Below are 26,352 nucleotides of genomic sequence, written 5' to 3'. Positions count from 1 at the left end.
CGAGAGGTCAGTTCATTTTTATCAGCATGTGAATGTCCGCGGCCTTCGCCGAATGTGTTAGGGCGCCCACAGATATGAAATCTACTCCGCTATCGAGATAGCGTACGATCTTCTCTTCGGTCATGTTTCCAGATATCTCGGTATTTGCTGCTCCGCCAATTACAGTCACCGCGGTCTTCACCTGCTCCGGTTCCATGTTATCCAGCATTATGATGTCGGCTCCTGAGGCGATCGCCTCTTTTACTTCATCCATATCTCTTGCTTCGACTTCAATTTTCTGCCCCTTGATCATGTTCCTTTTGGCAGCGGCGACGGCCTTTGAAAGGGAGCCTGCAGCCGTGATGTGGTTGTTCTTGATCAGGAAGTGGTCATAGAGACCCATCCTGTGGTTGGTTCCTCCGCCGTGCCTTACTGCGTCCTTTTCAAGAATACGAAGCCCAGGTGTCGTTTTTCTGGTATCCAAGATCTTTATGCCGTACTGTGATGTCATCTCTACGAGATGTTTTGTGGCAGTAGCTATTCCAGAAAGGTGTTGAAGGAAGTTCAGCGCTGTTCTTTCCCCAGTGAGCAGGATCTGGATTCGTCCGGAAAGGGATGCCAACGTTTCTCCGGCGCGACATGGCTCTCCGTCAGATTTTTGCGGTGTAAAAACAGTTTCAGGGTCGAGAATTTCAAAGACGCGACCGGCGACCAGAATTCCAGAGAGGATTAGATCGCTCTTCGCTATGATTTTAGCAAATCCCATTGAATCTCTGGAAATTGTGGCTTCTGTTGTGATGTCGCCATTTCCGATATCTTCCTTCAGGGCGATATTGATGATCTCATCGGTATTGTTCATTTGAGGCACCTTGATTCAATCCAGTTTTGCGAGAGCCTCACGAAGCTTGGAGAGTTTTTCTTCCCCTTCGGCGAGCCTCGCGCGTTCCTTGTCGACTATCCCCTTCGGAGCCCTGGCGGTAAAACCTTCGTTGGAGAGTTTTTTTCTGACCGATTCCGTTTCGGCTTCCGCTTTGGAAATCTCCTTGTTCAGCCTGGCTTTTTCCGCCTCGATATCGATCAATCCTGCATAGGGTATGCTGATTTCGCATCCGGATACCATTGCTGTCGCAGCCTCTTTTGGGGGCGCGATATTTTCCCCTATATGCAGGTCAGCTATCCTGGAGAGGTGTTCGATGTAGCCCCTGCAGGCTTCCAGCATTTTCGATGTGAGCTTGTTCGGAGTTTTTATGAAACAATCTATCCTGTTCGAAGGTTTTACATTGTGTTCACCGCGTATGTTTCTGAGCGAGCTTATTATTTCGCGTGCGATGTCGAATTCCTCAGCCTCCTCCTTGAATGGGATTTCCTTAGCCGCTTCAGGATAGGCTTCGGCCATTATGCTGCCTGCCTCTGGGTTTATCTGGTGCCATAGCTCTTCCGTTATGAAAGGGAGGAATGGATGGAGCAGTTTCAGCGTCGTGCCGAGGGCGTGAAATAGCGTGGCCTGTGCTGCATGTTTTGCCTTGGCGTCATTACCTGTCATGGTGAGCTTGCTGGCTTCCAGATACCAGTCGCAGAGGTCGTTCCAGACGAAATGATACAGCGTTTGAGCTGCTACGCTGAATCTAAAATCGTTCATCGCTGATGTTACGTCCGCTATAGTTTGTTCCAACCTGGAGATGATCCACTTGTCTGCGAGAGTTCTTTCCGAGTCATTTTGTGCGTTGCCGTCGAAACCTTTGAGATTCATGAGCGCAAAGCGGGTTGCGTTCCAAAGCTTGTTGCAGAAGTTTCTCCCCATCTCGAATTTAGACTCGGATAGTTTGAGGTCCTGCCCTTCGGTGGAGAGGACAACGAGCGAAAATCTCATCGCGTCCGAACCGTACTTTTCGATTATCTCAAGCGGGTCTATCCCGTTGCCGAGGGACTTGCTCATCTTGCGCCCCTGTTCGTCCAGGATCGTGCCGTGGATATAGACATCTGAGAAGGGGACCTCTCCCATCATCTCCAATCCCATCATCACCATACGTGCTACCCAGAAATATATGATGCCGCGGTCGGTGACCAGCGTCGATGTAGGGTAGTAGTTTTTTAAAAGCTCCGTATCGCCGGGCCAGCCCAACGTTGAAAACGGCCACAGCGAAGATGAAAACCATGTGTCGAGCACGTCCTCATCCTGGCGGATCTCCGTCCCGCTGCAGTGCGGGCATTTCGCGGGAGTTTCTTTCGCCACGATAGGAGGACACCTCTCCTCGCTGCAATACCATACCGGTATGCGGTGTCCCCACCATATCTGGCGAGAGATGCACCAGTCGCGCGCGTTTTCAAGCCACTGCATGTAGAACTGCGTCCAGCGCTTTGGATGAAAACTGACCTTGCCTTCTTCGGTAGCGCGAATAGCCTTTTCAGCGAGAGGGCGCATGCGTACGAACCACTGGTCGGATAGCCAAGGTTCTATCGTTGTCTTGCACCTATAGCAGTGACCTACAGCGTGGGCGTGATCCTCGATTTTTTCCAACAGCCCCCGTATTTCCAACTCCCTGACGATCTTTTTTCGGCAGTCGTCGCGCGAAAGTCCTTTGTATTTTTCACCCGCCTCATCATTCATGACAGCCTCTTCATTCATCACGTTGATGCGAGGGAGATTGTGGCGTTCACCTATTTGGAAGTCGTTTGGATCGTGGGCCGGAGTGACCTTTACAGCGCCAGTTCCGAATGATGCGTCCACGAAGTCGTCGGCCAGAAGCGGTATCTTGCGGTCGGTTTCCGGCAGAAGGAGCATCTCGCCGATGAGATTCGCGTAGCGTTCATCCTTTGGGTTGACGGCGACCGCGGTGTCTCCGAGAAGCGTTTCAGGTCGAGTCGTGGCGATCACCACGTACCCTTCTCTTTCCGCGAATGGATAACGTATGTGCCACAGTTTTCCATTTTCATCCTCGTGATCGACTTCGTCATCGGCAAGCGCTGTGTGGCAGCGCGGGCACCAGTTGACTATGTATTTCCCTCGGTAGATAAGCCCCTCTTCGTACATCTTGACGAAGGCTTCGCGCACCGCCCGAGAAAGCCCCTCGTCGAGCGTGAAGCGGGTGCGCTCCCAGTCGCAGCTTGCTCCCAAACTGCGAAGCTGTTTTAGAATTCTGTCGCCATATTCATCCCTCCACTTCCAAATCCTCTCTATGAGTGCTTCGCGGCCGATATCGTGGCGTTTCTTACCCTCCTTTTCCATCAGCTGTCGCTCGACGACGTTTTGGGTGGCGATACCGGCGTGATCGGTCCCTGGCTGCCAAAGCGCCGAGTAACCCTGCATCCTCTTCATCCTTATCAGGATGTCCTGAAGGGTGTTATTTAGAGCATGTCCCATGTGAAGTGCGCCGGTCACGTTCGGCGGGGGTATTACGATCGTGTATGAAGTTTTTTCAGGGATATCCTGGACGTGAAAGAGGCCGTTATCCTCCCAATATTTATACCACTTGGATTCAGTCTCTTTGGCCTCGTAGGCCTTAGGCATCTCTTTTTCGCTCATGCGATCTCCTTTTTACCCTGGGAATTTCAGTGCATAAGTATCATAGGCGTTTAGGTCTAAACCCCTGAATTGTCAATGGAATCCGACTGTCCGCATCCACTTCTGATCGATCGTGCGGCGGATTAATATCCACACAGCTTGAGGGTTATTAAGGTTTTTGCGTCCAGAATTTCTTTCGACGCCAGCATTTTGGAAATTTCAGCACGGGCGAATCTGTGCACCTCGATTACCTCGTTTTCTTCCACATCCTGCTTTTCAGGGGTCAGTCCGCTTCCCTTGAACAGGTGAAGTCTTTCATCGCAAAATCCCGGCGCGGTGAGGATGGTGATGAGGTGCTCGATATTGGATGCCCTGTATCCTGCCTCTTCAATCAGCTCGCGCGAGGCGCACTGCGCTGGATTTTCTCCGGCTACGTCAAGCTTTCCTGCCGGGGCCTCCCAGATATATCCGCCAGCGGCATATCTGTACTGGCGAAGCAATAGCACGTCACCATTGTCGAATATGGGAAGCACGCATGCTCCGCCGGGATGGTGGATTATTTCCTGTGTGTAACGCACGCCGCTAGGGAGGATTGTCTCCTCCCTGGCGAGCGTAACTGTCTTTCCGGAGTAAATCGTTTCTTTTTTCATCTTCCGCCTTCGATTACCTTGCGTATGATCTTTATGGCCTCGGAAATTTCATCTTTTCCTATGATCAGCGGAGGCGCAAATCGTATAGTAGTTCCGTGCGTGTCTTTTGCCAGGATGCCGTGCTTCATCAATTCGACGGAATAGTCATGCGCGCATTCGGTGTGAAATTCAAGGCCGGTGAGGAGGCCGCGGCCCCTAACTTCTTTTATGTTGGAATTTTGAATTTTGCGAAGCTCTCCCCTGAAAAACTCTCCCATCTCGTGGGATCTCTCCGGGAGATGTTCGTCGATTATAACGTCTATCGATGCCGATGCCACCGCGCATGCCATGGGGTTTCCGCCAAATGTGGATCCGTGATTACCCGGGGAAAATGCTGCTGACATGATTTCGTTATCAGCGACGATTCCGGAGACCGGATACACTCCGCCGCCCATAGCCTTGCCCATGCAGATTATGTCTGGACGCACGCCGTCCCATTCGGAGCAGAAGAGCTTGCCTGTTCTTCCGAACCCAGTCTGGATTTCATCACAGATTAGCAGTACGCCATGCTTTTTAGTTATATCGCGGCATTTTTTCAGATAGCCGTCCGATGGCACCTTGACTCCCGCCTCCCCCTGTATCGGTTCGACGAGGAACGCCACCGTGTTGGAGTCGATCGCGTTTTCAAGGGCTGCCGGATCGTCGTAGGGTATCACCTCGAAACCGGGTGTGAACGGGCCGAAGCCTTCGCGGCAGGTGGAGTCTGTGGAAAAACTTACTATCGTCGTCGTCCTTCCATGGAAATTACCCGAGCATACGATTATCTTCGCTTTATTTTCTGGGATATTTTTCCTGGTGTATCCCCATCTGCGTGCGGCTTTGATCGCGGTTTCCACAGCTTCCGCGCCTGTGTTCATCATGAGCCCTTTGTCGTATCCGGTGAGCTTGGTGAGCTTTTCGAGAAACGGCCCCATCCTGTCGTTGTGGAATGCGCGCGATGTGAGAGTTAGTTTTTCCGCCTGTTCAATCATCGCATTTATTATTTTAGGATGCCTGTGTCCCTGGTTCACCGCCGAGTATGCCGACAGCATGTCGATGTAGCGTTTGCCATCTACGTCGGTGACCCATATACCATCGGCTTTAGCTATCACGACGGGAAGGGGGTGGTAGTTGTGGGCTGATACGACCTCTACCTGATCGATGAACTGCTGTGTGCGTGACATTTTGTTCTCCTTTTTGAATTTTTAAGCGAACTTGTTTCGTTTGTCGCGTCGGAACAAATCCGAAATGGCTATTCGGTTTTTTATCTCCCGGATCCTTCTTATGGTATACGGGAGCCATGCTTTTCCGAACGGGATGTAGATTCTGACCTTCCATCCCTCCGCTAAAAGTTTTTTTGCCAAACCGATGCGTATGCCCAGAAGCATCTGAAACTCGAAGGAGCTTTTTTCGATTCCATTCGAGAGGATGAATTTTTTGACCTCATCTATTATGAACTCATCATGAGTCGCTATGCCATGAGTCATGTCGGATGTGAGAAGCCTTTTTGCTAGGGCCAGAAATTCCCGTCTTATATCCGAACGACTTTGGAATGCTATTTCCGTGGGTTCGTCGTACACTCCTTTACAGAGCCTGACGGATATCCCGCTTTCGAGCATCGAAAGTAGATCGTCGGGGGTTCTTTTTAACTTTGCTTGAAGCACGGCTCCGACAGGAGTCAGGCGATTTTTGTGAGCGCTTTTTATCATCCGGAGCGTCACGTCGGTCGATGCGGAATTTTCCATATCGACCCGGACGAAACCCTTCAGCTCTTCCGTGGCATTAACGATGCGTTCCAGATTTTTTAAACACAACTCACTATCGACGCCCATCCCAAGCTGAGAGAGCTTTAGCGAGATATTTCTTGGAAGAGAGTATTCCTTCAGCGCCTTGAGTAAAACCACATACAGCTCGGTTGCGGCATCGGCCTCACGTTTGCCCGAAACGTGCTCGCCCAAATGGTCGAGCGTGAATAGAAAACCTTCGCGAGAGAGTTTCGATGCACAGTCAAGCGCTTCCTTGAGAGTCGTTCCCGCTCTGAAACGGCGTGTGAGCGGAGCCGCTATCTTGGACAGCGCCGAACCAAGTCTCATAAAATCTTCTCGCAGATCGATTTACCCTGCAGGAAGAGGCCGAGATAATCTCTGCCTCCCGCCTTGGAGCAGGTGCCGGACATATTGTATCCGCCGAAGGGCTGGACGCCGACCAGTGCGCCGGTGATCTTCCGGTTGATGTAGAAGTTGCCGCAATAGCACTCTTCTTTGGCGCGGAAGAGCTTGTCTTTGTTTTTACTGAAGATTCCACCGGTCAGGCCGTAGTCGGTGTTGTTGAAGATTTCAATGGCGTGGTTGAAATCCCTGGCTTTTATAACTGCGAGCACTGGCCCGAATATTTCTTCCTGGGCCAATCGCGCTTTGGGATCTATGTTCGTGAATACGGTCGGCTGAATGAAATAGCCATTTTCAGAGGATGCCTCGCCGCCCGTAAGGAGCTTCCCCTCCTTTTTGCCGATTTCTATGTATTCGCAGATCTTTTCAAAGGCGTTCTTGCTCGACACCGCACCCATGTAATTTCCGTACTTGCTAGGATCTCCGACGACAATCTTTTTGACTCTCTCCGCGAGTTTTTCGACGAACTGGTCGTAGATTTTTGCGTCGACTATGGCGCGGGAGCAGGCTGAGCATTTTTGCCCCTGGAAACCGAATGCGGAGATGGCGACGCCTTCCACCGCTGCATCTATATCCGCTTCGCTGTCAACGATCGTGGCGTCCTTACCACCCATTTCAGATACGAGTCTCTTTATCCATTTCTGTCCGGGATACGTCTTTCCGCATTCCTCCGCGATGTGAAGGCCGACCTCCTTGGAACCGGTGAATGATATGAACCGGACATTGGGATTGGTTATCAGTGTCTCGCCAACTTCAGAGCCGCTGCCGGATACGAAGTTTATGACTCCAACAGGTATTCCTACCTCCTCTACGAGTTCGATGAAGCGCGCGGCTATTATAGGAGCATCGCTGGCAGGCTTTAGTACGACGGTATTGCCCGTCACCGCTGCCGCAGTCGTCATGCCTACGAGTATGGCCAACGGAAAGTTCCATGGCGGAATTACGGCGCCTACACCTATCGGGATATAGCGAAGCTCATTCGTCTCTCCAGGGTACTGGACGCATGGGGAGCCCTTTGAATATCTTATGGCCTCGTCAGCGTAGAACTCGCAGAAATCTATCGCTTCGGCGACGTCGGCATCGGCTTCAGCCCAGCTCTTGCTCACCTCATATACCATAGTCGCGGCGAGCTCGTATTTTTTCGCGCGCATCTTTTCTGCGAGTTTGTAGAGATATCCGGCACGTTCCTCGGCGTTGACGCGCTTCCAGCTTTCGAAGCTCTTCCACGCCGCATCGAGGGCTGCGAGGGCGTCGGCCTTGGAGGCCTTTTGTGCTATCCCTACTACTTCGCTTTTCCTTGCGGGATTGTAAGATTTGATCTTCTTCTCGGTGGTGATTCTTTTCCCGCCTATGAGAAGGGGGTATTCCTTTCCAAATTCGTTCGCGACCTTTGAAAGCGCCGCCTCCATCTTCTCTCTGTTTTCGGGCTTGGTAAAATCTGTCAGTGCTTCGTTTCTGAATTCGCGCGACATCTTATCCTCCCGGGAAAAGGTTAATGATTTGAGATGTATACGAGGTCTAGTTGATGGGAATTTGAAAGTCAACGCCAGCGAGGTTCGCTTTCAGGCGTGGATGCTGCCGATGTTGAATTTTGCAGGGTCTTTAAAAGTGTGGTTTTTCCATAATTTCAGCTATTTTTTCAGGATGTTGGGAGGATGTTGATCTTTTCTTGCCGTTTACTGCGGACTTTTGCTCTTTCTTCTCATCTCTTTCTAATTTGTCAGGAGGGGCGGTTATTGCCACAACCACAACTCTGCCGGTTCCCTTTCCTATTATATCGATTTCATGAGCTGCGGCCTTTGAAAGATCTATGATCCGCCCTCTGACAAAAGGTCCCCTGTCATTGATTCTCACGATAACGGATTTGTCGTTATCCAAATTGGTCACCCTGACGGTCGTTCCCATCGGAAGCGTCTTGTGGGCTGCGGTCATCGCATTCGGGTTAAAACGTTCTCCGCTGGCAGTCTTTTTGCCAGAGAATCCGGGTCCGTACCAAGATGCCTTTCCCTCCGCCTTGTAATGAACAGGCCTGCTGGTAGCATGATAGGGGGCGCAACCAGGGAGCAGGGATGTTGCCAGCACCAAAAATATAAGAGCCGGCATAAGCCGGCATGTGACCTTTCCTTTTTTCATTATGGCGAGAGTCTACAACTTTTTTTGACAATTGATCAATTTCAAAATAACTCTGACGGAAAATTTTTTGTCGGGGGAAAATATGGCTAAAGCGAGGCTGATTTTCGATTCATCCAGTAAAAACGCCGACTTGTACTACGCGACCGGATTTTTGGTAGGGGATCCCTTCGTTTATTTGGAGGCCTCTGGTAAAAAATATATGGTGATGAGCGATCTGGAGATCGATCGCGCTAAGAAAGAATCGCGTGGATGCGAGGTTCTTAAATCATCAATGTATTTTGAAAAGGCGAAGGGGCGCGTCTCCTCTCCCGGCATAGCGGAGATGATAGATGCGCTTTTGAGGAGTTTCAGAATCAGGAAGCTCGAGCTTCATCCGGATACGTCGTTCGTTCTGGTCGACGCGCTGAGGGGGTTTGGTTATTCCATAACTGCGGGCAAGAGACCATTTTTTCAGGAAAGGCATATTAAAAGTCTTGAGGAGAAAAAACTCATAGCGATGTCTCAGAAGATGACCTTCAGGGCGATCGAGATGGTGCGGAGTATCATAGCCGCCTCGAAAGTCTCCGCCGGTAAACTGGTGTGCGGCGGAAAGGTGCTGACTTCGGAAATTTTGCGCGCCAAGGTCGATCTCTTTTTGGCGGAACGGGGTTTCATTGCCGAGGATACAATCATAGCTTCGGGGGTCGATGCCTGTGATCCGCATTGTGTCGGTCATGGTCCGATCAAAGCCGGCACATCTATAGTAGTCGATATATTCCCAAAATCTCGGGAGACGCGATACTTCGGCGATGCTACGCGGACGTTTTGTAAAGGGCGCGCACCAGAGGCGCTTAAGAAGCTATATGCCACAGTGAAAAAGGGGCAGGAGCTTGCACTTAGCATGGTGAAGGCCGGCGTCGTCGGAGATGTTATACACAGCGCGGTTAGCGATTTTTTCACTGAGCGTGGGTATCCTACTAGGGAAGAAAAAGGGCGCATGGTTGGCTTTTTCCATGGGACGGGGCATGCCGTCGGGCTGGAGGTCCATGAGGAGCCTGCAAGAATCAACAAGAGTAAGTACGTGCTCGCCGCGGGGAATGTTACAAGCGTTGAACCTGGTCTCTACTACCCATCGATAGGGGGGGTGAGAATAGAGGATCTCGTCTATGTGACAGAGGAGGGTTTCGATCTTCTCGGCAGGTATCCCAAGCAGCTTGAGATATTGTGACCCTTTCGCTGAATCGACATATGAACATCCGGCGAGAATTCAAAAAAATCTCTCGTATGGGGATCGGTCAGAGAGCCGCCGACTATTGCTTCCATACGCCGCCCCATTTTTCGGGCGGGTTGCTGGCCATGGCTATTGATCTCCTGCAAAAGAGTTTGGACGGGCCGTCATTTGGATGGAATTCAAGTATCCTGCTGAACAGCTCGGCGGCCTTTGTGAAGTTTCCTTGCAGATAGGCGTCGCGCGCTTCCTCATAACCACGGATAGATGGGAGTAGCGTCCCTGATTCACCCACGATTTCAAATATGACCGACGGGTTTTGTATACCCCATATCTTGACCGGGTCGAGCGTCCTGTATTCGAGTTCCTTTTCGGTTTCGGAGACGACGGTGCCGGATGCAAGCCCCCAGGTTTTATAAAGTCTGTTGAGCCGATTCAGCTGTTTGGCGCCTTCTATTGCGCTTCCCGCGAAACCGAAGCCGAGTCCGAAATCGCTGGAAATAATTTTACCGCGGCTTATTCCTATCCCGACTCGTACCTTTTCGATGCCAAACTTATGCCTCCATGCCTCAGTATGAGACTCGGCAGCCTTCTTGATTTCAACAGCCGATAGCGCTGCCTGCAGCGCATCGTTTTTGAGCGGCACAGGAGCGCCGAAGATGGCGGTACATTCGTCAGCGCTCCAGCTTTCGATGAATCCTCCGCGCCTCGTTATGATGCCGGTTGTGATCGTCCTGTAATCTATCAGAAAATTTCTGAAGTCATCTTCGGAGCCAAGCTCAGATATTTTTCCGAATGCCTTGATATCAAGCACTAGCGCGGAGCCTTCGCGCGCTCGGGTCGAGGTCGAGACGAGTTCGGGTTTTTTTGACAGGCGTTCTATCGCCTCACGGCCGAGTCTCCACCCAAAGGCTTGGGAGAGTTTTTTTTGAGAGTTGTCCGCGAATAGATATCTCCACGCGGTCGATGCGATGGCTGCCAGCATGATGAAAGACGCGATTTCCATTCCGGGGAGCATCAGGTTGAAGACGATTAGGGCTGCTATGGAGATGCACGCGATCAGCGCTGAAGCTGCTGCAGAGACATATATTTTTCTCGTGCCTTTGAGCTTAGAGATCGAAATCAGAAAAATGATTCCGGCAAGGGCCATTGCGGGGATAGTGATTTTCCATTCTCTGAAAGATTTGATGAATTCGTCATGGATCAGGTTTTCGACTACGCTCGACTGCAACTCTGCGGGTGTCATTTCTCCAACCGGGGTCATGATCACGGAACTGGTTGAAGAGATGATGAGGATTTTATCCCGAAGAAGATTTGGAGGAGCTTTTTCATCCACAATGTCATTGAGCGATATCGATGGAAAAGAGCCTGCGAATCTCTTGAAGTTGATGCGCACGGATGCGTCAGAGGAAGTTCTTACGAGGGTATTTCCAACTCGAACTCCGGCGATTAGACCGGCCGTGTCTTCCGATATGATTGGCGTGAAGCCTTTCCACGCTGCAAAGCTAGAGAGGGCGAGAGAGGGAAATGCTCTATCGGCAAATCTCACCGCCAGCAGGGCCGTGCTGATGACCCCTCTTTCATCGGGGAAGATGTTTTCGAACCCTTGTCTGATGTATCCTGACGGGGAAGGGAGAATCTGCGTACTCTCTACTCCAAGCATCCCTTTTAGAAGTGAGCCTTTGCCGGGTACCGAAGGAAATGACAGCCTTTCGAGCGAGTCCCCGCTTTTTAGCGCAGATCTGTCTGAGTCATTCCCCATTTCAGAGAGGGTTGGAATGAAGTTGAAGGGGACGACCATGGCTACGGGTTCCCCGGACTGCCTTGCTCCATCGTATATTCCGAGCATTTTAGCCGAGCCGGAATCCATCACCAGTAGTTTTGCCCCGGTTTTTTTGACCGCATCCATCGTGGAGGCAAAGCCTCTTTTGGCGCCGTTTTTGTGCCTTGCATCGATGATGACTACTTCTCCGGATGACGATGCAGTTCTACCCCCGGCGATGATCGCAATTTTCATGAGGAGATCGCCGAAACATTCCGATAGCCGTGCGGATAGGGATAAGGGGAACGAGCAGATGAGCAGCAGAAAAAAGATCAGGACCCACTCATTTCGAAACAGTCTCCTGAAGGTTGCAAAGATGAAATTCATGGCATGAATTTATACATGCCGTTTGTAAAATTGTCATGTAGATTCAGGATCTTTGAGCCTTTATGAGAGTATGCTGCCGGATGCGAATGCCTGCCTGTATTGATGGTAATAGACCATGACCTTTTTTACGTAGTTTTTCGTTTCTCTATAAGGCGGGATTCCTTTGAAGCGCTTAACCGCTCCCGGACCGGCGTTATAGGCGGCAAGTGCCAGCGTGAGGTCTCCATCGAACTGCACGAGGAGTTCTTTTATGTAGCGGGCCCCGGCCTCGACATTCTGAGATGGATCGAAAACATTGCTTACCTTCAGATAACGTTGGGTCGGCGTGTTTATCTGCATCAGCCCCTTGGCGCCGGCGTTAGACCGGGCGTTTGGGTTGAAGTTGGATTCAGCATGAATTATGGCAGTTATAAGCGCCGGACTCACATTATGAAGGCGCGCTGCTGCGGTGATTTCGTCGGCAAAAAGGATCGACCTGCTTTGGAAGGCCCGCTGCATGTAGTGGCCGTAGCAAAACGAAACGAGATAGAGCAGCCCTACGCCAAAGAGGCTTAGGAACATCCCCTTGTATCTTTTTGAATTCATCTCCTCTCCCCTTTTCTTTTTTTGAAGATTTCTTAGGTTCAAGTACTTATCGACCGCAGAGATCTAAGAGTTTCGTGTTTTTTATTGGGATTATTACGCTCATATTTTGAGGTGTTATCTGGATTATTTAGAAAATTTATTAGCGATGAGAGGGTATCTATTTGGATTACACACTATAGGGAGTGAAAAATATTCAACAGATATTATCTAATTAAATCAATGGGTTGAGGGCTTGCTTCGGAGTTTTGCGGTACCGTATGAAAGGTGAATGGTTAAGAGAGGTTAGGCAACTTCCCCCTCGCTTACTGCCGATAATAGATATGAGGTTGCAGGGAGGATCCTTTATGAGGAGAATTTTTGCGGTTATAGCAGGGGCTATTATTCTGGCGATATTTCTCTCTTGTTGGAGTTTTATGCCAGACAGCTCTGACCTTGAAAGATACTGCGAAGATGGCTCCGATAGCTATGAACCCACTGAGTTTGCCTAATTTATCACTTTCAGGTTCTATTGCTTCAGAATTGCCTCTTTTATATCTTCATCTGGCGGGACGATAAAGCTCTCTTCTTCCTCGCGCTTTGCGAGGCTCTGTTCGATTCTGCTGGTTACCATTTCTATGGCTACCTCGTTGTATCCCTGCCACGGGACTATTATGTCGGCGTATTCGCGGGAGGGTTCCACGAAGGCTTGGTGCATGGGGCGCACCGTCTTATAGTACTGTTTTACGACGGAATCGGTCGTTCTGCCGCGCTCGCTGAGATCGCGGGTGAGCCTCCTTATAAACCTCAGATCGGATGGGGTTTCCACGTATATCTTGATGTCTATATGTTCGCGAACATATTGATTTTCAAAAAGAAGTATCCCTTCGAGGAAGACCACCGGGCGCGCTTTCACCCTTACCGTGCTCCTTTTTCGCGAGTGGATTGTGAAATCGTATTCCGGCTTTTCGACATCCATCCCGCTTCTGAGCATGTCTATATGCTGGACGAAGAGTTCAGTATCGAAGGCAGCGGGGTGGTCAAAGTTTGTGAGAGCTCGTTCATCCAGCGGAAGGTGGGATAAGTCCCTGTAATAAGCATCCATTTCCAGATAGCTTATCCTCTTTTCTCCGACGCCTTTGATGATTTTCTGAGCGATTGTGGTCTTCCCTGAGCCCGATCCCCCAGCAATTCCAATTGTCAGAGCCTTCATATATATATCCCCTTTCCAAGCACCTTTATCGCCGATAACTAGAAAAAGTTGCCCGTTTTGAAAAGCTATTTCTGCCCAAAAAAGGTTTGTGGATGGCGAGGTGCGGTGCTATACTTCGTGCAACTTCGATTCGTATCTCGAGCAGCTTGTAAGGTTAAGTGAGAAAATCGAATATGCGAACATCGTTTAGGACCACAAAGTTTCACCGATCTGTTTCCATACAATCCTGTCTGAATGATCGCTGTGTTTCGCTCGATATATTTTCAGCGTCATGTCAGTACTTGCCTGGCTTTAAGATAGTCCCTCCAAAACCTCCCGTCGAATGGAAGTGGCAGGGGAATTGGTACACTATCGATTTTGGGTGATTTCACATATCAGTCTTCGGGCATTCGGAGGCGGCTCTCTTTTCGTGCCGCTGAGGTTTTCTATTCCGAAAAACCTCCTCCGTGATCGTGGTCGAATTTTTTGAAAGGAGCTCTTATGTTGTGCGAAGTCGAAGGTGGGACATCCGCTTCTGCAACTTCCAAAGATTTTGGAATGAAGGAGTCGGCAGGCGAGGCTTTTACGTGCACATCTTCTTCAGTTCAATTCCCACGCGACGCTTATCTGGTGGGATCCGACGGCGGTGCGAATGCGCGCCCGTCCCTGGTGGCAAGATGGCCACAGATCTTCAACGATGGAGCTCCGGTGAAGAGAGTGTTCGTTCCCATGATGGATGCATCAGGTGAAGTCGATAGCGCACAGGTGGTGGAGGTTGAGCTGGTAAATTTCGGGCGACTGGAAAGGCTCTCCTCGGCAAGTGGCGACTTGAGCGAGGTGGTTAAGATTGCACGTTCGACCACTGTCTTTATAAGCGGTAGGCACGGCCAGCAACGCTGGTCCGGTTCAGGTGTGATCGTCGATTCGGCGGATCTTCCGGTGCAGAGTGAGATGTATAAGGCTGGGGCTCACTTCATCCTGACCTGCCAGCATGTTGAGAATGACGGTGGAAGGCTTACGGTTGCGATGCCGGATGGAAAGGAATATTTTGCAGAAGTTGCCACCGCTGGAAATGGCGCTCCGCTTATGGATAAGGTGGACGACGTCGCTCTTTTGGTGGTCTATCCGAAGAGGGAGTATCGTAAGGCGAGGCTCGGTTTTTCAAGAGAGGTGGAACAGGGGGATCCTGTTGTGGTCTCTGGTCATCCCCTGGGGCTTCCGCGACACACCGTAACCTTCGGCAGAATCAGCCAGAACGAGGCTGAGACAGGAATGGTCGCCCCTGGCTTGCAGACTGATGCGGCGATAAATCCCGGCAACTCGGGCGGGCCGATGTTTAACATGAAGGGTGAAGTCATTGGAATTTCCACCTATGGTTATCCGGGCGCGGAGAATACCGCGTGTGCGCAGCCTATAGATGTGCTTCGCGACGACCTTGTTGAAGTCGCGGTTCATGGTAGAAAGAGACGCGGTTACACTGGGGTGAACCTGGCTCCGTTTCCGCTCTCCGATCGTTACGACGTTGGATTTCTGGAGGTCAACGGTTTCGATGACGATACCGGTGCCGTAGTGGAAAGGGTTGATCCGGGATCACCCGCCGATTCGTACGGCATACTGCCCGGCGATATTGTGGTTAGCATCGATACATATTCCGATGGGATTATGACAGAAAGCTTCGACATCGATTATCAGAATTCTTTCGAGTCCGGCAAGATGCAACGCATAATAATGGGCGTACTGCCTGGAAACGATGTCGTCTATCGTATCTATCGGCCCGATGGGACCGGCTTTGGAAGGGAAATGGAAGTGCGTGTTCCTGTCGAGGAGTTGAATGTCGAGGAATACGTGCAGTGATAGTGGAAATTTTCACGTTGCCACCAATTTAAACCGCACTAGCTGCAGCCCGACCTGACAACCCGCATTTCCAGTCGCAATCCAATCTCGCAACTGCTGATCAAGGGATTATCGATCGGGTGATTATGGCCTTTCTGCCATTTGATTGTGCAGGTGGAGATGCCGCGCTCCTGATTTGCGTTTCGATATGAGATGCCGTGTGAGGATACCAAATTTCCATTTCAATTTTGGCTGTTAATCTATATAAAGTCTTCGGCGTTGTCGGTTTGCCTGACATAACGGGGGGATCATGCCGTTTTCAAACAGAACCAAAATAGTAGCGACGATAGGACCGGCGAGCAATTCGAGGCGGGTCATGCGGGCCATGATAAGTGCAGGGGCCGACATATTCAGGATAAACGGTGCTCATGGGGACAGTAAAGAGCATAAGGAGGTAATAGATCTTATTCGCTCGGTCGCTAAATCGATGAAAGCTCCGATAGGAATTCTTTTTGACCTCCCCGGTCCCAAGATAAGGCTGGGGGAACTCCTTCAGGAGTCGGTGCAGCTCAAAAAGGGGCGCAGCGTCGTGCTTGTGTGTGGGAAAAAGCGTGCTCCGGCAGGGCAAATTCCGGTTCAAGATAAATTTGTGGCGCGGGCGGTTAAAAGCGGAAGCAGGATTTTTATAAACGATGGAATAGTCGAACTGAAGGTGATGAAGGTCTACGGTAGTTATATTGAATGCAAAGTGATCGTCGGCGGGGAGATAAGGTCGCGCAAAGGGATCAATCTTCCCAATATAAAACTTCCGATTCCGACTCTTACTCCCAAGGACAGAAAGCTTCTGGACTTTGCGATAAAGAATGAAGTTGACTACGTTGGACTCTCCTTTGTGCGCAACGCCGCCAATGTGAAATATATGAAAAACCTTCTGGCGCGTCGTGCCCCTGAGATTGGCATTATTTCAAAGATCGAAAAGCCTGAGGCACTCCTCGAACTTAAAGAGATCATCAAGCTCTCGGATGCGGTGATGATAGCACGCGGCGATCTCGGCGTTGAAATGCCATTCGACAAAATTCCTACGATACAAAAGATGATAATCGAGAGTTGCCGGGCACTGTGTAAACCCGCCATCACCGCCACTCAGATGATGGAATCGATGGTCAGCTCCCTTCGTCCAACCAGGGCGGAAGCCACTGACGTCGCTATGGCGGTATGGGAGGGGACTGATGCTGTGATGCTATCGGAGGAAACGAGCATAGGTTGGAACCCGGCTAAAGCCGTTAGTGCAATGGCCAGGATAGCGCTCGAAGCGGAGCGCAACATCCCCCAAAGTTCCTATCCCGAACCCAAGCAGGAGAAAAAGGAGTTGCAGGGGCAGGTCATAAGCTATGCTTCAGCGGTAGTGGCGGATGAGATATCAGCGAAGGCGATAGTGACTCCGACCAGGAGCGGCAGGACGGCGCTGTTTATAAGTTCGGCGAGGCCACGTTCGCCGATACTGGCTCCGACCCAACATGAATCGGTTGCCAGGAGGATGAATCTTTATTGGGGCGTCGTTCCGCTTATAATGCCACCCTTCAATACGGTGGATGAGATGCTCTCACACGCGGAGAAGGTTGCTATTATGAGGTCGCGATTTATCAAGAAGGGTGATTCGATAGTGATCGTCAGCGGAGCTCACGGCAAAAAAGATGATATCACAAGGCTGCTCGAAATCAGAACGGTCTAAAGGTTTGCTCGATCATCTGAACGTATTCTTAATCGTGGAGACCTTTCCCTCGGCGGGATGGAAAATAACAGGACGCAAGTTCTTCTAGATCAAAGCTCGTGTCTTTGCATTGCAAAGATGAAATCTTCCGTATAAATTGCGTTTCCGGAGGCTGGGTATGGGGATAAAAAACATTGCGATACTGACAGGCGGCGGTGACTGCCCTGGGTTGAATGCGGCAATAAGGGCGATAGCCAAGACGGCGATGTATGACTATGGCTGGAACGTCATCGGAATCCTTGACGGATATCAGGGGCTAATTTCCGGCAAAAAGAGAAATTTAAAACCGGCCGATGTTTCCAATATACTCACGCTTGGCGGCACGATCCTTGGGACTTCAAACAAGGCGGATCCATTCGAGAAGAGCGTGAGCGGCGCGGAAATTCTTTCCAAAAGCGTCCTTGAGAACCTCGACAAGTGGGAGGTTGACGCGCTCTTCTGCATCGGTGGGGATGGTACGAACACGGTTGCCAACAAGATATCAAAGGTTTGGCCTAATATCATAGGCGTTCCAAAGACGATAGACAACGATCTGCTCTGCACCGACCAGACATTCGGATTCGATACTGCGTGTGCGTTTGTTACCGAGTCGCTCGACAGAATACATTCCACTGCGCAGTCTCACCACAGAGCGATGGTCATAGAGGTGATGGGGCGCTATGCTGGATGGATCGCCCTGGCTGGCGGCCTTGCCGGTGGTGGAGATGTCATTCTGATACCGGAAATACCGTTTAAGTGGGAAGCGATTTGCGAGGCCATTAATAGACGTTCCAGAATTGGCAAACGATTCAGCATAGTAGTTGTTTCTGAAGGGGCACATCCTGCCGGGGAAAAGATGGTCGTCCGCAAGCTGATAAAGGACAGCCCCGATCCGATTAGGCTCGGCGGAATAGGGCAGGTAGTCGCAGACAGGATCGAACTGGAAACAGGGATTGAATCGCGCGTCACCGTGCTCGGACATCTGCAGCGAGGCGGGTCGCCGAGTTTCTTCGACCGGATACTTGCCACAAAATACGGAGTCGCTGCCGTGAGAATGGCGTATGCGGGGAAGTTTGGAACGATGGCCGCTATGCGAGAGGGCAGAATGGTTCCGGTGAGCCTCGATGAGGTCACAGCCGGGCTCAAGCTCGTAAAGGAAAACGATGAGCTAGTTGTCGCCGCAAAATCCCTCGGCACGTCGTTTGGAGTCTGAACTTGACCTGATTAATTATTGTCCTCTCTGGAAAGCACTATCTGTTCGACACCCGACAGATCCCCGAAACTTCCTCCTTCACTCACGAATCGAATGACCATTTCGTCATCGATGACCCTGGATCCGCATATTTCATCTATTCCGTATTCGAACAGAACGGGAGATATTACCGATGATGGGCCGAGCATGCTTACAAATGCGTTCTTGGTGAGATCGGCGATGTGGGTGAAGGTGCCGTTTATTAGGGTTGTTCCGGTGATGATCACGACTTCAGCGAGGGGTATCACATCGTCGGCGGCGCCGGCGGGCAGGTCGCCGGGAGAGGGGTGAAGTTCGAGGATGTCGAGATGCGCGCAGAGTTTTTTCAACTCTTCGGCGAATTTGAAACGCCCAACCATCGCCACCCGCTTTCCAGCGCACCTTTCATACAATGATTTTTTACCATTCCTAACTTGGACCTTCTTTTCTTCAATATCTATGAGAGAGTTGATTGCCGCCACTCCTACTGATGCCTCGGTCAGGTCGTCTGAAAGGGCGTAAGCGGAGAGTTCTTTGGCACCGAGTTTTGTTAGCGAACCGCAGCCGCGGATTTGGTTTCTTTTCTCATTCGAAGAGGCATCTCTCGGAAAGAGATATGCGAGCCCAAGCCTTTTGCTTTTTACCATTACCGATCTTTGGCAGATCCTCACATCGGTGACAGGATGGTCACCGCGCAGCGTATCTATTATTTTTTCGACCGGGTTGGTCCTCACAAATTCCCCCTTCGACTATGCGGGTTATAGTGCGATCCAGTTTATTTTCAAGTGAACTCCTTCCTTCTTGTACTTATCCGCGCGCTGCCGTATAAGGGGGCACTTTAATCTGGAGGAAAAATGGAGAGTGCGGTTAAGATTCGCGACGGAATTTATTGGATAGGGGTTAATGACAGGACTACGGACATATTCGAGGGGATTTGGCCGCTGCCTCGTGGAGTTTCCTACAATTCCTACATTATAGATGATGATAAAGTAGCTGTAATTGACACCGTGAAACAGAATTCCTTTGAAAAATTTCTGGATAAAATCAACAGCGTGATAGGTTTAGGGCGCAAGATCGACTACCTCATCGTAAATCACATGGAGCCCGATCATTCCGGTGCCATAGGGCTATTGCTAAACCTTCATCCGGAGATGAAGATAGTCGGCAACAAGAAGACCGCGGAATTTTTGAAGAGTTTTTTCGGAATCAGCGAAAATGTCGTGACGGTAGCCGATGGTGGCTCACTCGATCTCGGAAAACACAGACTTTCTTTTCATCTCACGCCGATGGTGCACTGGCCGGAGACGATGGTCACCTATGAGTCCGAGGAGAAGATCCTCTTTTCTGCGGATGCCTTCGGTGGCTTCGGCGCGCTGACCGGCGGCATCTTCGATGACGAGGTCGACATCGCCTATTTCGAGGATGAGATACTTCGCTATTTTTCCAACATCGTCGGCAAATACTGCGCTATGGTGCAAAAGGCGATCGAAAAGCTAAAACACATAAACATATCCGTCATCGCTCCGACACACGGCCCCGTGTGGCGCTCGAATCCCGGTTGGATAGTGGATCGCTACGACAGGTGGAGCCGCCATCAGGCTGAGGCCGGAGTCGTAATTGCCTACGCATCGATGTACGGCAACACCGAAAAGATGATGGAGGCGGTAGCTAGCGGCCTGGCTGAGCAGGATGTCTCGAGAATCAGGATTCATGACGTCTCTCGAACTCATATTTCATTTCTTATAAGGGATGCCTGGCGTTTCAAGGCCCTGATACTCGGCAGCCCGACCTACGATACCAAACTCTTCCCCACTATGGATAACTTCGTGAAAATGCTGAGTCATAAGCAGCTTAAGAATAGAATCTTAGGGCTTTTTGGGACCTACGGCTGGAGCGGAGGTGGGGTATCTTCTTTAAGGGATTTTGCATCATCTATAGGTTGGGATTTGATAGAACCTATCATCGAATCAAGGTGTTCTCCCACTGAAGGTGATTTGAAGCACTGCTTTACTCTTGGTCAGAAAGTAGTTGAAAAACTTAAACAATGTCCATCGTGCATGTGAGCCAATTTAATTAGCTTGACTCATCTCCTCTAATATGTTCTTAACGATAATGATTCTTAATAAATGATATTTATATGAGAGCTTCCTCAAGAAATACTGTTCAGAAGAAGGTGATTTTGGAGGCCATTCGCAGCGTCAAGAGCCATCCTACTGCGGATGAACTCTTCTCGATGGTCAGGAGGAGCCTGCCTAACATAAGCCTTGCCACGGTCTATAGGAATTTGGAACAGATGTCCGAGGCTGGAATAATCAAAAAGATAGAGGTGGCCGGAAAACAGAAGAGATTCGATGCCGACCTGAGCGATCACTGTCATTTCAGGTGCAGGGATTGCGGTGCGGTCCATGACTTTGAGATCCCCTCTATTAGCACCATCATCGACCGCCTGGAGGGGGTCGCAGATCACGATCTGAGCGTCGAGGGGTATAATATTGAGTTCTTCGGACGTTGTAGCAAGTGCAGAAACAATTCGCAGCTGCCAAAACAGGCGGAAAGGAGAGATTAAAATGGCTTTAAAAGGAACCAGGACAGAAAAGAATTTGCTGACGGCTTTCTCCGGAGAGTCGCAGGCCAGAAACAGGTACACCTATTATGCGTCAAAGGCGAAAAACGAAGGCTTCATGCAGATATCGGACATATTCGAAGAGACTGCCAACCATGAAAAGGAACACGCCAAGAGGTTGTTCAAATTTCTGGAGGGGGGTGAGGTTGAGATTACGGGTTTTTTCCCGGCCGGAGTCATCGGCACGACCTCCGAGAATCTCAAGGAGGCCGCTGGCGGAGAAAATCACGAGTGGACAGAGATGTACCCCTCATTCGCAAAAATTGCGCGTGAGGAGGGCTTCAAAGAGATTGCCGATGTATTCGAGGCGATCGCAGTCGCGGAAAAGCAGCATGAGAAGCGCTATCTCGATCTCAAGAGGAATATCGATCAGGGACGCGTCTTCAAGCGCGATAGCAAGACCATGTGGCGCTGTCGCAATTGCGGATACCTGCATGAAGGAAACGAAGCCCCTGAGAAGTGCGCAGCATGTGCGCATCCAAGGGCCCACTTCGAGATTCTGGGCGAAAACTGGTAAGGAGGAAAAATGTCGGAACACAAGGGTGCTGTTACATTTCAGGGCGTGCCGCTGACTTTGGTTGGAAATACCGTGAAGATCGGCGATCTTGCGCCCGACGTCTCGCTCACCGGCACGGATATGAACGAGGTAAAGCTCTCCTCTTTCCGCGGCAAGGTTTGCGTTATCCTGTCCGTTCCTTCGCTCGATACTGCCGTGTGTGATATCGAAACCCGGCGTTTCAACTTGGAGGCCGAGAAACTGGGTTCTAACGTTCACATCATAGCCGTAAGCATGGATCTTCCGTTTGCCCAGAAACGCTGGTGCGGCGCGGCCTCGGTCGAGAGGGTTCACCTCATGTCTGACCATAAAGAGGCCCTCTTCGGAAATGAGTACGGCCTTCTCATAAAGGAGTTGCGGCTGCTCGCCAGATCCGTCATCATCTTGGATCGTGAAGGGTATGTCAGATACAACGAACTGGTTGGAGAAATTACCAAGGAACCAAATTATGAAGAGGTTCTGGCGGCTTTAAAAGAGCTGCTTTAAAGAAGAAAGGAGAAAACGATGACGAAGAAATTGGAAATTTATAAGTGCGAGATATGCGGCAATATGGTCGAGATGATCCATGCCGGCGCGGGTTCTCTTGTCTGCTGCAATCAGCCGATGAGGCTCTTCGCTGAAAACACGACCGATGGCGCCAAGGAAAAACATGTCCCGGTGGTCGAAACTCAGGACGGTCGCATCCTGGTCAAGGTTGGCAGCGCGGTGCATCCTATGGAAGAAAAGCACTATATCGAATGGATAGAGCTGATAGCTGGTGACAAGGCCTTCAGAAAATTTTTGAAGCCCGGCGACAAGCCAGAAGCCGCTTTTTGCAAACCGGATGGGGCTTTTACCGTCCGCGAATACTGCAACCTGCATGGACTTTGGAAAGGGGAAAGCTAATTATGATGAATAAAAGGGTAAGGGACGCGATGAACGTCCAAATCCAAAAAGAAATTTTTTCGTCGTACCTCTACCTGTCGATGGCCGCTTATTTCGATTCAGTCGGGCTTGACGGGATGGCCTCTTGGATGAGGGTTCAGTCGCAGGAGGAGCTTTTTCATGCGATGAAATTTTTCGATCACTTGAAGGATCGTGAAGGCAGGGTAGAGCTGTTGGCGCTCGAAAAACCGGCTACCGAATGGGCTTCTCCGCTGGAGGCGTTCAAGGCAGCGTACGAGCATGAGAAGATGATATCGGCATCGATAAATAACATCATGACGATCGCGCACGAGGAAAAGGATTACGCAGCCTTTCCGATGCTCAGCTGGTTTGTCGAGGAGCAGATAGAGGAAGAGGCGTCCGTTTCCAAGATTGTTGGCGAGCTGGAACGTCTTGGATCTTCAGGACATGGCATGATGATGATCGATCGTGAACTCGGCGTCAGGACATTCACCTATCCCGCTGCAACGACGGCTGAGTAGATCGAGGGTCAGCTTTTTCATATCTCAATGGGAGGGCCGGATGTGCTTGGCGTCCGGCCTTTCGAATACAGAGGGGGGTTGATGAAAAACGATCTTACCGCAGTTGAGGTGATAGGAATGGGAATAAGGAGCGAACAGGATGCCGCTGCCTTCTATGGAAAAGTTTCCAAGAAAGTTAAGAACCCCCTTGTGAGAGCTAAATTTGAACAGCTCGCGCGGGAGGAGGTAGGGCATAAGGCGATGCTCGTAGCCATGTACCAGAAAATTACCGGTGAAAAAAATCCTCCGCAGATACCGGGCGAGCCCGATACGGCTGAAAAGGGCGGAGTCCTCATCGATGTCGAGGATATGGAGGAGCTGCTGAATTTCGCTATCTTCCGGGAGCAGGAGTCCTCGCGTTTTTATTCAGAAGCGGCCTCGTTTTCAAAGGATCCCAGCGGGAAGCGCACTCTCGAGTATCTCGCGGGTATAGAGCGAGCGCACGAGGCTATGCTTGCTGAGGAGAAGGCAGCCTTTCTGCGCGATCGCGATTGGTATTTAAACAATGACGACATTCAGCTTGTTGGACCGTAACAGGTGAAACATGGAATTTAAAATAGTTTCAGAAAATTCAGCTATAAACCAGGCGCTTTTTCAGGTTACGCACGGCCTTTATATTTTAACCTCCACCTCGGGCGGGAGGTTAAACGGACAATGCCTTGATGCACTTATGCAGGTGACGAGCATACCACCGCGAATAGCGATCGGCGTGGGCAAGAGGACGCTCACATGCGAGATGATATCGGAGAGCGGGCTTTTCGTGGCGAACGTGATCGATCGATTGGAGCCGGGCTGTTATGACAAGGTTAAATGGTTCGGATTCCAAAGCGGAAGACATGTCGATAAGTTTCATGACTATCTCTATGAGCTTGGAGAGCTCGGCGTCCCGATACTTCCGGAGGCAAAGGCATTTTACGAATGCAGGGTGGAAAGGGAGCTCTCTTCAGATCTCGGCACGCACATGCTCTTCGTAGGGAGCGTCGTGCGCGCCGGGGTGCGCGAGGATGGCGAACCTCTGACCTATAATGAGTACAGGAAGGTAATCAAAAAAGGAGCGAAGAATGGATAAGTGGATATGCGATGTGTGTGGTTATGTGTATGACCCGGAGGCGGGTGATCCCACAAATGGCGTTGCTCCAGGCACCAAATTCGAGGACATCCCGGAAGATTGGGCGTGCCCCGAATGTGGGGTCGGGAAAGACCAGTTTTCCAAGATGTGATATAACAGAGACTTTCGTCAGACGAACAGAGACTTTCGTCAGACGGAGCAAGTTAACTTTGTCAGACGGAGCAATTTAACTTCCTGTTATCATTATTATTATTTCCTCAGTCCGGCGAAAAACCTCGCTCCGTCTGATAAAATGCGTCTGACAAAATGCCGATGTCGCAAGAAGGGGGCGCGTCAGAAAAGTGATGAATAGAGTGCGCCGATGTGACATCTTGCGGCCATGAAAAAGATAATATTTGGCGAGGTGGAAATATCTCCCTCTAAAATCGTATGCGTCGGTAAAAATTATCGCGCGCATATCGCCGAGATGGGGGGCGCCGGCGCGGGCTCGGAGCCGGCAATATTCATAAAGCCCAATTCTGCCATTTCTTTCGGGGAGGATGAGATTGTGATTCCTGAAAGCTTTGGGCTCATTCATTACGAGGTAGAACTTTGCATGCTTATAGGCGATGAGTGCAGCTTTGTGAAAGAGGCTGATGCGATGACATTTGTATCAGCGTATTGCGTTGGGCTGGACCTAACCTTGCGCGACATGCAGTCAGCGGCAAAGAAATTTGGATGGCCGTGGACTCTTTCCAAAGGTTTTAACGGCTCCGCTCCGATTGGCGGTTTCATTCCAGCCTCCAAAATTCCTGATCCTATGGCCCTTGAGATTTTGCTCAAGGTAAACGGTGATTTCAGACAGCGCTCGAATACATCCCAGATGATTTTCTCGCCGGCGAAAATAATAAGTTATATTTCCAGCTATATAACCCTCGAGGCCGGTGATATCGTGATGACGGGGACCCCTGAAGGGGTGGGCCCTCTGTACAATGGCGACTCGGTAATTGCGGAGATAGAGCCTTGCCCCTCTCTTCAGCTCAGGATCTTGCGAACCTAGGAGCATGAGATGCTTCAGATCCTTTATGGAATTTCAGACGCAATCTTTGATCTTCTGAATGAAATGAGTCCGTATCTTCTCTTCGGCTTTATCTTCGCGGGAATTCTTCACGTGCTTTTTCCGATCGATGCCTTTGCGAGGCATTTGGGAAAGAGAGGTTTCTGGTCCGTCATAAAGGCTGTGATTTTTGGGATCCCCCTTCCCCTTTGTTCGTGCAGCGTAATTCCATCCGCAATACTCTTGCGTAGGAGAGGCGCGAGCCGTGGAGCTATTCTGAGTTTCTTGGTCGCTACTCCCATCACAGGTATAGATTCGATAATGGCCACCTATTCGTTGATGGGGCTTTTTTTTACCGTATTTCGCGTGATCGCCTCTTCGGTGACTGCCATTGTGACCGGCATCATGGGAAATCTGCTTCTTCCCAAGGAAGAATTGGTAATGCATGTCCATCATTATCCTCCCATGTCGGATGATCCTCAGTGCTGCCACGATGAGGCTGCAAAGAGATCGATGAAAATACACCACAGAATCAGAACGCTCTTCAGGTACGCTTTCATTGAGCTTTTGGGGGATATTTGGAAGTGGCTGGTGATCGGCCTGATAGTCGGAGGTGTGATATCCTACTTCGTTCCAGAGAATATCATACAGAGGTATCTGGGCGGAGGCTTGCAGCCGATGCTGATAATGATGTTGGTGGGAATTCCCATGTACATCTGCGCCACCGGCTCGATTCCAATCGTTGCGGCGCTGATCTTCAAAGGGATGAGTCCGGGGGTCGGTCTCGTTTTCCTTCTTGCCGGACCGGCGACAAATGCCGTTACTTTTACGGTCGTGGCCAGGGAGCTCGGCAAGGGTGCTGCTGTAATATACGTGACCTGCATAGCTGTTATGAGCTTGCTGATGGGGCTTGTCCTCGATCTACTCTGGGAAAAGGGTTCTTCACCGCCATTGCACGCGATGACGCACGGGCCTATGCTTCCATCATGGGTTTCAGATTCTTCAACTATCATCTTTTTAGCGTTGATACTGCTCGTATCTATCAGGAATGCGGGAAAGGGCGGAGGGGATAAGAGCTGCTGTGGTCATTGATCGCTATAGAGTTTGCTGTAAGCCTCTCCACATTTACCGTGATTGTTTTTCGACGGATTTATTAAAGGAGCCTCTGAGAAACCACCGGTAAGCGCCTCTAAAAACTATCTATGAAAGCCGTCAATGACTTCGACCATGGACGATTGACCATCGACCAA

General features: G+C 50.4%; 27 protein-coding genes. 16 read left to right on the top strand and 11 right to left on the bottom strand.

The genetic code is table 11. The features are described 5' to 3' along the window. Window positions 1–7 precede the first annotated feature (7 nt). The 7 genes from nadC to GX659_02005 all read right to left on the bottom strand — a co-directional run bounded on the left by nadC (window position 8) and on the right by GX659_02005 (window position 8,420). A complete protein-coding gene (gene nadC, locus GX659_02035) occupies window positions 8–838 on the bottom strand; it encodes a carboxylating nicotinate-nucleotide diphosphorylase (protein ID NLD27570.1) in 831 nt (276 codons plus the stop codon). Window positions 839–853: 15 nt separating this feature from the next. Next, on the bottom strand, window positions 854–3,502 hold the full coding sequence (locus GX659_02030; protein NLD27569.1) for a valine--tRNA ligase: 2,649 nt from the start codon (window positions 3,500–3,502) through the stop codon (window positions 854–856). A gap of 122 nt (window positions 3,503–3,624) precedes the next feature. Next, complete coding sequence (locus GX659_02025; GenBank protein NLD27568.1) at window positions 3,625–4,131, bottom strand: NUDIX hydrolase; 507 nt, start codon at window positions 4,129–4,131, stop codon at window positions 3,625–3,627. Then, entirely contained in the window at window positions 4,128–5,333 is a 1,206-nt protein-coding gene (gene rocD / locus GX659_02020) for an ornithine--oxo-acid transaminase (GenBank protein ID NLD27567.1), read from the bottom strand. Before rocD ends, GX659_02025 begins: the two co-directional genes overlap by 4 nt. 21 nt (window positions 5,334–5,354) lie before the next feature. Beyond that, window positions 5,355–6,242: a proline dehydrogenase gene (locus tag GX659_02015; protein ID NLD27566.1), complete on the bottom strand. Its 888-nt coding sequence runs from the start codon at window positions 6,240–6,242 to the stop codon at window positions 5,355–5,357. Then, window positions 6,239–7,789, bottom strand: a complete 1,551-nt coding sequence (gene pruA, locus GX659_02010; GenBank protein NLD27565.1) for an L-glutamate gamma-semialdehyde dehydrogenase — start codon at window positions 7,787–7,789, stop codon at window positions 6,239–6,241. Before pruA ends, GX659_02015 begins: the two co-directional genes overlap by 4 nt. 130 nt (window positions 7,790–7,919) lie before the next feature. Next, entirely contained in the window at window positions 7,920–8,420 is a 501-nt protein-coding gene (locus tag GX659_02005; GenBank protein ID NLD27564.1) for a septal ring lytic transglycosylase RlpA family protein, read from the bottom strand. A 112-nt stretch (window positions 8,421–8,532) separates the two neighbouring features. Between GX659_02005 and GX659_02000 the strand changes: the two genes are divergently transcribed. After that, entirely contained in the window at window positions 8,533–9,657 is a 1,125-nt protein-coding gene (locus tag GX659_02000) for an aminopeptidase P family protein (GenBank protein NLD27563.1), read from the top strand. A gap of 82 nt (window positions 9,658–9,739) precedes the next feature. Here the strand turns inward: GX659_02000 and GX659_01995 are convergent, their stop codons facing one another. Beyond that, window positions 9,740–11,674: an adenylate/guanylate cyclase domain-containing protein gene (locus tag GX659_01995; protein ID NLD27562.1), complete on the bottom strand. Its 1,935-nt coding sequence runs from the start codon at window positions 11,672–11,674 to the stop codon at window positions 9,740–9,742. 192 nt (window positions 11,675–11,866) lie between these two features. Then, window positions 11,867–12,391, bottom strand: a complete 525-nt coding sequence (locus GX659_01990; GenBank protein ID NLD27561.1) for a lytic transglycosylase domain-containing protein — start codon at window positions 12,389–12,391, stop codon at window positions 11,867–11,869. 344 nt (window positions 12,392–12,735) lie between these two features. Here GX659_01990 and GX659_01985 point away from each other — a divergent pair, with 344 nt between their 5' ends. Beyond that, complete coding sequence (locus GX659_01985) at window positions 12,736–12,879, top strand: hypothetical protein (GenBank protein ID NLD27560.1); 144 nt, start codon at window positions 12,736–12,738, stop codon at window positions 12,877–12,879. A gap of 17 nt (window positions 12,880–12,896) precedes the next feature. Here GX659_01985 and udk read toward each other — a convergent pair whose 3' ends face one another. Continuing rightward, a complete protein-coding gene (gene udk / locus GX659_01980; GenBank protein ID NLD27559.1) occupies window positions 12,897–13,580 on the bottom strand; it encodes a uridine kinase in 684 nt (227 codons plus the stop codon). Window positions 13,581–14,060: 480 nt separating this feature from the next. On the opposite strand from udk, the gene GX659_01975 reads away from it, so the two are divergent. From GX659_01975 to GX659_01965, 3 genes are all read left to right on the top strand, one after another. Further along, a complete protein-coding gene (locus tag GX659_01975) occupies window positions 14,061–15,413 on the top strand; it encodes a trypsin-like serine protease (protein ID NLD27558.1) in 1,353 nt (450 codons plus the stop codon). A gap of 289 nt (window positions 15,414–15,702) precedes the next feature. Then, window positions 15,703–17,124, top strand: a complete 1,422-nt coding sequence (gene pyk, locus GX659_01970) for a pyruvate kinase (protein ID NLD27557.1) — start codon at window positions 15,703–15,705, stop codon at window positions 17,122–17,124. Window positions 17,125–17,281: 157 nt separating this feature from the next. Continuing rightward, the gene (locus GX659_01965) at window positions 17,282–18,355 is read left to right on the top strand and encodes an ATP-dependent 6-phosphofructokinase (GenBank protein ID NLD27556.1); all 1,074 of its coding nucleotides are present in this window, start codon (window positions 17,282–17,284) and stop codon (window positions 18,353–18,355) included. An 11-nt stretch (window positions 18,356–18,366) separates the two neighbouring features. On the opposite strand, the gene GX659_01960 is transcribed toward GX659_01965, so the two are convergent. Next, window positions 18,367–19,107, bottom strand: coding sequence for a DUF364 domain-containing protein (locus GX659_01960; protein ID NLD27555.1), 741 nt, complete (start codon window positions 19,105–19,107; stop codon window positions 18,367–18,369). Between the two features lie 120 nt (window positions 19,108–19,227). Between GX659_01960 and GX659_01955 the strand changes: the two genes are divergently transcribed. The 11 genes from GX659_01955 to GX659_01905 all read left to right on the top strand — a co-directional run bounded on the left by GX659_01955 (window position 19,228) and on the right by GX659_01905 (window position 26,194). Further along, a complete protein-coding gene (locus tag GX659_01955; GenBank protein ID NLD27554.1) occupies window positions 19,228–20,436 on the top strand; it encodes an FprA family A-type flavoprotein in 1,209 nt (402 codons plus the stop codon). 74 nt (window positions 20,437–20,510) lie between these two features. Continuing rightward, window positions 20,511–20,939, top strand: a complete 429-nt coding sequence (locus GX659_01950) for a transcriptional repressor (GenBank protein ID NLD27553.1) — start codon at window positions 20,511–20,513, stop codon at window positions 20,937–20,939. Between the two features lies 1 nt (window position 20,940). Continuing rightward, on the top strand, window positions 20,941–21,513 hold the full coding sequence (locus GX659_01945) for a rubrerythrin family protein (GenBank protein ID NLD27552.1): 573 nt from the start codon (window positions 20,941–20,943) through the stop codon (window positions 21,511–21,513). A 9-nt stretch (window positions 21,514–21,522) separates the two neighbouring features. After that, complete coding sequence (gene tpx / locus GX659_01940; GenBank protein ID NLD27551.1) at window positions 21,523–22,038, top strand: thiol peroxidase; 516 nt, start codon at window positions 21,523–21,525, stop codon at window positions 22,036–22,038. Between the two features lie 18 nt (window positions 22,039–22,056). After that, window positions 22,057–22,437, top strand: a complete 381-nt coding sequence (locus tag GX659_01935; protein NLD27550.1) for a desulfoferrodoxin — start codon at window positions 22,057–22,059, stop codon at window positions 22,435–22,437. A gap of 2 nt (window positions 22,438–22,439) precedes the next feature. Further along, window positions 22,440–22,958, top strand: a complete 519-nt coding sequence (locus GX659_01930; GenBank protein NLD27549.1) for a ferritin — start codon at window positions 22,440–22,442, stop codon at window positions 22,956–22,958. Between the two features lie 81 nt (window positions 22,959–23,039). Then, the gene (locus GX659_01925) at window positions 23,040–23,531 is read left to right on the top strand and encodes a ferritin family protein (GenBank protein NLD27548.1); all 492 of its coding nucleotides are present in this window, start codon (window positions 23,040–23,042) and stop codon (window positions 23,529–23,531) included. Between the two features lie 10 nt (window positions 23,532–23,541). Next, complete coding sequence (locus GX659_01920; GenBank protein ID NLD27547.1) at window positions 23,542–24,066, top strand: flavin reductase; 525 nt, start codon at window positions 23,542–23,544, stop codon at window positions 24,064–24,066. Continuing rightward, window positions 24,059–24,217: a rubredoxin gene (locus GX659_01915; protein ID NLD27546.1), complete on the top strand. Its 159-nt coding sequence runs from the start codon at window positions 24,059–24,061 to the stop codon at window positions 24,215–24,217. The genes GX659_01920 and GX659_01915 overlap by 8 nt, the downstream gene beginning before the upstream one ends. Before the next feature lie 228 nt (window positions 24,218–24,445). After that, window positions 24,446–25,105, top strand: coding sequence for a fumarylacetoacetate hydrolase family protein (locus GX659_01910; protein ID NLD27545.1), 660 nt, complete (start codon window positions 24,446–24,448; stop codon window positions 25,103–25,105). 9 nt (window positions 25,106–25,114) lie between these two features. Next, window positions 25,115–26,194: an SO_0444 family Cu/Zn efflux transporter gene (locus tag GX659_01905; protein ID NLD27544.1), complete on the top strand. Its 1,080-nt coding sequence runs from the start codon at window positions 25,115–25,117 to the stop codon at window positions 26,192–26,194. Window positions 26,195–26,352: the final 158 nt, after the last annotated feature.

It is taken from the genome of Myxococcales bacterium (genome assembly GCA_012513515.1).
GTDB lineage: Bacteria > UBA10199 > UBA10199 > 2-02-FULL-44-16 > JAAZCA01 > JAAZCA01.
This window is presented reverse-complemented; position numbering and strand designations above follow the sequence as displayed.

Bases quoted from the DNA above. Each gene is read 5' to 3' on its own strand.
- GX659_01935 (NLD27550.1), top strand. From the start codon at position 22,057: ATGACGAAGAAATTGGAAATTTATAAGTGCGAGATATGCGGCAATATG.
- GX659_01930 (NLD27549.1), top strand. From the start codon at position 22,440: ATGATGAATAAAAGGGTAAGGGACGCGATGAACGTCCAAATCCAAAAA.
- GX659_02025 (NLD27568.1), bottom strand. From the start codon at position 4,131: ATGAAAAAAGAAACGATTTACTCCGGAAAGACAGTTACGCTCGCCAGG.
- GX659_01950 (NLD27553.1), top strand. From the start codon at position 20,511: ATGAGAGCTTCCTCAAGAAATACTGTTCAGAAGAAGGTGATTTTGGAG.
- GX659_01925 (NLD27548.1), top strand. From the start codon at position 23,040: ATGAAAAACGATCTTACCGCAGTTGAGGTGATAGGAATGGGAATAAGG.
- GX659_01975 (NLD27558.1), top strand. From the start codon at position 14,061: ATGTTGTGCGAAGTCGAAGGTGGGACATCCGCTTCTGCAACTTCCAAA.
- GX659_01990 (NLD27561.1), bottom strand. From the start codon at position 12,391: ATGAATTCAAAAAGATACAAGGGGATGTTCCTAAGCCTCTTTGGCGTA.
- GX659_02030 (NLD27569.1), bottom strand. From the start codon at position 3,502: ATGAGCGAAAAAGAGATGCCTAAGGCCTACGAGGCCAAAGAGACTGAA.
- GX659_01945 (NLD27552.1), top strand. From the start codon at position 20,941: ATGGCTTTAAAAGGAACCAGGACAGAAAAGAATTTGCTGACGGCTTTC.
- pyk (NLD27557.1), top strand. From the start codon at position 15,703: ATGCCGTTTTCAAACAGAACCAAAATAGTAGCGACGATAGGACCGGCG.
- tpx (NLD27551.1), top strand. From the start codon at position 21,523: ATGTCGGAACACAAGGGTGCTGTTACATTTCAGGGCGTGCCGCTGACT.
- udk (NLD27559.1), bottom strand. From the start codon at position 13,580: ATGAAGGCTCTGACAATTGGAATTGCTGGGGGATCGGGCTCAGGGAAG.
- pruA (NLD27565.1), bottom strand. From the start codon at position 7,789: ATGTCGCGCGAATTCAGAAACGAAGCACTGACAGATTTTACCAAGCCC.
- GX659_01915 (NLD27546.1), top strand. From the start codon at position 24,059: ATGGATAAGTGGATATGCGATGTGTGTGGTTATGTGTATGACCCGGAG.
- nadC (NLD27570.1), bottom strand. From the start codon at position 838: ATGAACAATACCGATGAGATCATCAATATCGCCCTGAAGGAAGATATC.
- GX659_01955 (NLD27554.1), top strand. From the start codon at position 19,228: ATGGAGAGTGCGGTTAAGATTCGCGACGGAATTTATTGGATAGGGGTT.
- GX659_01920 (NLD27547.1), top strand. From the start codon at position 23,542: ATGGAATTTAAAATAGTTTCAGAAAATTCAGCTATAAACCAGGCGCTT.
- GX659_01985 (NLD27560.1), top strand. From the start codon at position 12,736: ATGAGGAGAATTTTTGCGGTTATAGCAGGGGCTATTATTCTGGCGATA.
- GX659_02000 (NLD27563.1), top strand. From the start codon at position 8,533: ATGGCTAAAGCGAGGCTGATTTTCGATTCATCCAGTAAAAACGCCGAC.
- GX659_02005 (NLD27564.1), bottom strand. From the start codon at position 8,420: ATGCCGGCTCTTATATTTTTGGTGCTGGCAACATCCCTGCTCCCTGGT.
- GX659_02015 (NLD27566.1), bottom strand. From the start codon at position 6,242: ATGAGACTTGGTTCGGCGCTGTCCAAGATAGCGGCTCCGCTCACACGC.
- GX659_01995 (NLD27562.1), bottom strand. From the start codon at position 11,674: ATGAAAATTGCGATCATCGCCGGGGGTAGAACTGCATCGTCATCCGGA.
- rocD (NLD27567.1), bottom strand. From the start codon at position 5,333: ATGTCACGCACACAGCAGTTCATCGATCAGGTAGAGGTCGTATCAGCC.
- GX659_01965 (NLD27556.1), top strand. From the start codon at position 17,282: ATGGGGATAAAAAACATTGCGATACTGACAGGCGGCGGTGACTGCCCT.
- GX659_01905 (NLD27544.1), top strand. From the start codon at position 25,115: ATGCTTCAGATCCTTTATGGAATTTCAGACGCAATCTTTGATCTTCTG.
- GX659_01910 (NLD27545.1), top strand. From the start codon at position 24,446: ATGAAAAAGATAATATTTGGCGAGGTGGAAATATCTCCCTCTAAAATC.